This window comes from Kitasatospora sp. NPDC091257, from assembly GCF_044757675.1.
GTDB classification, from domain to species: domain Bacteria; phylum Actinomycetota; class Actinomycetes; order Streptomycetales; family Streptomycetaceae; genus Kitasatospora; species Kitasatospora lactacystinica.
In genome coordinates this window covers 1-3,191 of sequence record NZ_JBIVVI010001062.1, presented here as the reverse complement: position 1 = coordinate 3,191, position 3,191 = coordinate 1, and the positions used below count along the sequence as shown (strand labels likewise).

Sequence of the window (3,191 nt, the reverse complement as noted above, 5' to 3'; positions counted from 1 at the left end):
CTGTTCCTCCACCGCGGGGGTCCGGTCCTCGGCCGGGGGCTGCTCCGCCGCCGCGGCCCCGGCGCCGGGCTTCCTGCCGGGCTTCCCGACGGTCTTCTTCTCGGCCTTCGCACTCCCCTTCTTCACGCTCTCGGCCTTCACGTTCCCGACCGTCACGTTCCCGACCGTCACGCTCTCGGCCTTCACGCTCCCGGCCTTCGCCCCTTCGGCCTCGGCACCGGCCTCGGCACCGGGCGCGGAGTCGCCACCGGACTCGGTCCTGGCCTTGGCCGGCTCCTCTCGGCGCGGGCGCGGCGTCGTCGGGACCGCCACCGGCGCGGAGGAGGCGGGGGCCTCCGATTCCTGCGCGGGCTGCGCCGCCTGCGCGGCCTGCGCGGCCTGCGCCGCCTGCGTTGCCCGCGCGGCCCGCAGCACCCGCGGCATCTCGGGACTCCCGGCGGCCTCCGGCGTCCCCGCGCCGCCCCGGCGGCGGTTCATCATCACCAGGGCGCCCAGCAGCAGCCCGGCCGCGCCGCCGACCGCGACGTCCAGCTTCCCGGAGGGCGTGGTCGGCCTGTCCGGCGCGGCGGCCGGGGACAGCGTCACCAGCCGGACGTTGGTGTCCTTGCTGCTGGTGTTGGCGAAGGCGACCAGCGAGCGGGCCACCGCGTCGGCGGTCCGGGCGGCCTCCTGGGGGCGCCGACCGGTGCCGGTGAGCTCGATCATCGGGGCGTCCGGCGAGGTCGTCCCGTGCACCAGGGACTCCAGCTCGGACCGGGTGTGGCCGGTCTCCGCGGCCGCGACCGCGAGCACCTGCGGCTGACCGGCCAGCCGGCCGTACGCCTGGGCGAAGTTGGTCGCGATCGCGGCTTCCCCGGGGTTCTGCGCGACCACGAGGACGTAGGCGTTGGCGGCGTACGACGGCGGCGAGACGACGGCGTACCCGGCGCCGGCCGCGGCGCCCAGCGGTACCGCCAGCACCACCGGCCACCAGCGGCGGACCAGGCGACGGGCGCTTCGGCGCGGTGTGGTCATGGGTCTTGCTCCTTGGGTCTGGTACGGCGGTTCCGGCGGTGGCGGGCGGTCAGACGCGGGCCAGCCGGTCGTAGAGGGCGCCCAGGTCGGCGGCGACCCGGGCGATGTCGTAGTGGCCGACGGCCGGGGGGTGCGGCAGCGGGTCGGCGATGTGCCCGCTGAGCGGCCGCAGGTCGCGCAGCGCGGCGGTGTAGGCGGCCGGCTCGGAGGGGATGCGGCGGGCCTGCGGGGCGGCGCTGGGCGGCAGTTCGTCGAGCGCCGGACAGGCGCTGTGGCGCACCGGCAGTCCGGCCGCGAGGCCTTCCAGGACGCCGAGGCCGAAGGTCTCCGCGGTGGAGGGGGCGGCCAGCACGTCCAGGGCGGCCAGCAGTTCGGGCACGTCGTCGCGCTCGCCGGTGAGCACCAGTCGCTCCCGCACGCCGAGTTCCTCGGCCCGGCGCTCCAGCGCGGCGCGTTCCGGGCCCTCGCCGACCAGCACCAGCCGGGTGGCCGGGTCGAGCCCGGGGAGCGCCTCGACCAGCACCTCGAAGCGCTTGCCGGGCACCAGCCGGCCCACCCCGCCGACCGCCCAACTCCCCTGCGGCAGCCCGATTTCTGCCCGCACCCGACGGCGGGCTGCGGCCCGTTCGGCGGGCGGGAGGCGGTAGCGGGAGGTGTCGATGCCGTTCGGGATCAGCTCGATCCGGGCCGGCGGGACGCCCCAGGAACGCAGTGTCTGGGCGACCTGCCGGGAGACCGCGACAGTGGTGCTGCCGAGCCGTTCGGCCGCCAGGTAGAGGCCCTTGACGCCCCGGGTGACGGGGCGGCCCTCGATCACCCCGGCGTGCAGCGAGTGCTCGGTGGAGACCACCGCGCGCACCCCGGCCAGCCGGGCGGCCAGCCGGCCGTACAGCTGCGCCCGGTAGAGGTGGGTGTGCACCAGGTCGTAGCGGCCGGCCCGGACCAGCCGGACCAGCCGGGGCAGCGCGCCGAGGTCCCGGTTGCCGCGCATGTCGAGGTGGTGGACGGTGACGCCGTCGGAGCGCAGCGCGGCGGCGACCGCGCCCGGGTTGGTCAGGGCGAGCACCTCGCACTGCTGGTGCGCCGGCAGGTGTCGCAGCAGCAGGTGGAGCTGGCGCTCGGCGCCGCCGGCGGCCAGTCCGGTGACGATGTGCAGCACCCTCATGGCCGCGGCTCCCGGCCGGCGTGGCGCAGCTCGGTGACGGCGTCGCGCAGCCGGTGCCGGCCCTGCTTGGCCCGCAGCCGCCAGGCGCCGTCGCGGTCGCCGACGTAGCAGCGGGGCAGGGCGAAGCGGCCGGTGAGCGGGGAGTGCGCGATGGCGCAGGCATGGTCGTACCCGGCGTCGCGCACCGCCAGGGCGGCGGGCAGGTCGACGGCGCCGTACGGGTAGCAGAACCCGGTGACCGGGCCGCCGACGGCCTCCTCCAGCAGGCGCCGGCTCTCCCGGGCCTGGACGGTGAGGGCCTCGGCGGGCAGGCCGGGCAGCGCCCGGTGGCCGAGGCCGTGCGAGCCGATCTCCCAGCCCGCGGCGGCGAGTTCGGTGACCTCCTGGACGGTGAGCAGCTTCTTGCGCGGGCCCTCGGTGTCCCAGTCGTTGTCCCGGCCGAGCAGGTCGGCGACCACGTACGCGGTGGCGGTGAAGCCGTACGCCCGGAGGATCGGCACCGCGTACCGGGCGAAGTCGGCGTAGCCGTCGTCGAAGGTGAGGCCGACCAGCCTGTCGTCCCGGCCGAGGGCGCGGGCCCGCATCAGCTCGCGGACGGAGACGCCGCGCCGGCCGCGCCGGTGCAGCCAGGCGATCTGTTCGGCGAACCGCTCGGGGCTGACGGTGAGCCGGTAGGGGTCCTCCGTCTCGACCGCCACCGAGTGGTACATCAGGATCCACGGCGAGGCGGAGCCGGGGATCGGCGGTTCACCGACCGGGTGGCGGCTCCTGGGCAGTCGTGCCCGGTGCGGCGGTGCGCTGCTGACGCTCGCCCGGGCCGAACGGACGGTGCCCCGTTCATTGTCCATCGGGACGCTTCCCTTCTTCGGCGGCGGTTGGCGGGTTCCGGACGGGCCCCAGCGCCCGGGCGACGGCGAGGACCGGGCCGCGCACCTCGCGGGCGCCGAGCCCGGTGCCGAGGGCCGCGAAGGCCAGCACGACGGTGAGGCCCCCGAGGAGGGTCGAGAGCAGG

General features: G+C 76.9%; 3 protein-coding genes. All 3 read right to left on the bottom strand.

From position 1 onward, the window contains the following. Positions 1 to 1,014: Wzz/FepE/Etk N-terminal domain-containing protein (locus tag ACIQOV_RS34305; RefSeq protein WP_401054715.1), on the bottom strand; the 1,014-nt coding region annotated here is incomplete at its 3' end. Positions 1,015 to 1,063: 49 nt separating this feature from the next. Further along, positions 1,064 to 2,179 carry a glycosyltransferase gene (locus ACIQOV_RS34300; protein ID WP_401054713.1) on the bottom strand — a complete coding sequence of 372 codons (1,116 nt, stop codon included), beginning with the start codon at positions 2,177 to 2,179 and terminating at the stop codon, positions 1,064 to 1,066. Next, on the bottom strand, positions 2,176 to 3,027 hold the full coding sequence (locus tag ACIQOV_RS34295; protein WP_401054711.1) for a polysaccharide deacetylase family protein: 852 nt from the start codon (positions 3,025 to 3,027) through the stop codon (positions 2,176 to 2,178). Before ACIQOV_RS34295 ends, ACIQOV_RS34300 begins: the two co-directional genes overlap by 4 nt. Positions 3,028 to 3,191 lie beyond the last annotated feature (164 nt).